Genomic DNA, 1,712 nt, shown 5'->3' with positions numbered 1-1,712 from the left:
GCTGAGCTACAGACCTATCTTATCAACAAGCCCTACTGAGCTTTTTCTTCATTTCATTATCATACAATTTGTGTGAATACTCTGAAGCACCCTTAAAAGAGAACTTCCATTATTCGTTTTTACTTCAAGATAAGGAGGTGATCCAACCCCAGGTTCCCCTAGGGTTACCTTGTTACGACTTCACCCCAGTCATGAAACACAAAGTGGTGACCGTCCTCCCGAAGGTTAAACTAGCCACTTCTTTTGCATCCCACTCCCATGGTGTGACGGGCGGTGTGTACAAGGCCCGGGAACGTATTCACCGTAGCATTCTGATCTACGATTACTAGCGATTCCGACTTCACGGAGTCGAGTTGCAGACTCCGATCCGGACTACGACAAGCTTTGTGGGATTCGCTCAACCTCGCGGTCTCGCTGCCCTCTGTACCTGCCATTGTAGCACGTGTGTAGCCCATCCCGTAAGGGCCATGATGACTTGACGTCGTCCCCACCTTCCTCCGGTTTATCACCGGCAGTCTCCTTAGAGTTCCCGACATAACTCGCTGGCAAATAAGGATAGGGGTTGCGCTCGTTGCGGGACTTAACCCAACATTTCACAACACGAGCTGACGACAGCCATGCAGCACCTGTCACAGAGTTCCCGAAGGCACAAGTCTATCTCTAGTCTCTTCTCTGGATGTCAAGGGATGGTAAGGTTCTTCGCGTTGCATCGAATTAAACCACATGCTCCACCGCTTGTGCGGGCCCCCGTCAATTCATTTGAGTTTTAACCTTGCGGCCGTACTCCCCAGGCGGTCAACTTAGTGCGTTAGCTGCGCCACTCACGCCTCAAGGGCACAAACGGCTAGTTGACATCGTTTACGGCGTGGACTACCAGGGTATCTAATCCTGTTCGCTCCCCACGCTTTCGTTCCTCAGCGTCAGTATCTGTCCAGGTGGCCGCCTTCGCCACTGATGTTCCTTCCAATCTCTACGCATTTCACCGCTACACTGGAAATTCCACCACCCTCTACAGTACTCTAGTCGAACAGTTCAAAATGCAGTTCCAAGGTTGAGCCCTGGGCTTTCACATCTTGCTTATTCAACCGCCTACGAACGCTTTACGCCCAGTAATTCCGATTAACGCTTGCACCCCTCGTATTACCGCGGCTGCTGGCACGAAGTTAGCCGGTGCTTCTTCTGTTGTTAACGTCACAGATGCTTGCTATTAACAAACAACCTTTCCTCACAACTGAAAGTGCTTTACAACCCGAAGGCCTTCTTCACACACGCGGCATGGCTGCATCAGGCTTTCGCCCATTGTGCAATATTCCCCACTGCTGCCTCCCGTAGGAGTCTGGGCCGTGTCTCAGTCCCAGTGTGGCTGATCATCCTCTCAAACCAGCTAGAGATCGTCGCCTTGGTAAGCCATTACCTTACCAACTAGCTAATCTCACTTGGGCTAATCAAATGGCGAGAGGTCCGAAGATCCCCCCCTTTGGTCCGTAGACATTATGCGGTATTAGCAGTCGTTTCCAACTGTTGTCCCCCACCATAAGGCATATTCCCAAGCATTACTCACCCGTCCGCCGCTCGTCAGCAGATAGCAAGCTATCTCTGTTACCGCTCGACTTGCATGTGTTAAGCCTGCCGCCAGCGTTCAATCTGAGCCATGATCAAACTCTTCAATTAAAAATCGTTTGTGTAACCTCACCATTATTACCTAAGTAAAA

Annotated in this window: 1 rRNA gene; it reads right to left on the bottom strand. The window is 50.6% G+C overall.

The features are described from left to right. Window positions 1-130 precede the first annotated feature (130 nt). A 16S ribosomal RNA gene (locus tag KO509_RS04405) occupies window positions 131-1,671 on the bottom strand. Window positions 1,672-1,712 lie beyond the last annotated feature (41 nt).

This window comes from Colwellia sp. C2M11, assembly GCF_018860915.1.
In the GTDB taxonomy this organism is placed as follows: domain Bacteria; phylum Pseudomonadota; class Gammaproteobacteria; order Enterobacterales; family Alteromonadaceae; genus Colwellia.
Note: the sequence above shows the minus strand (reverse complement) of the source record. Positions and strands in the feature narration are given on the sequence as shown.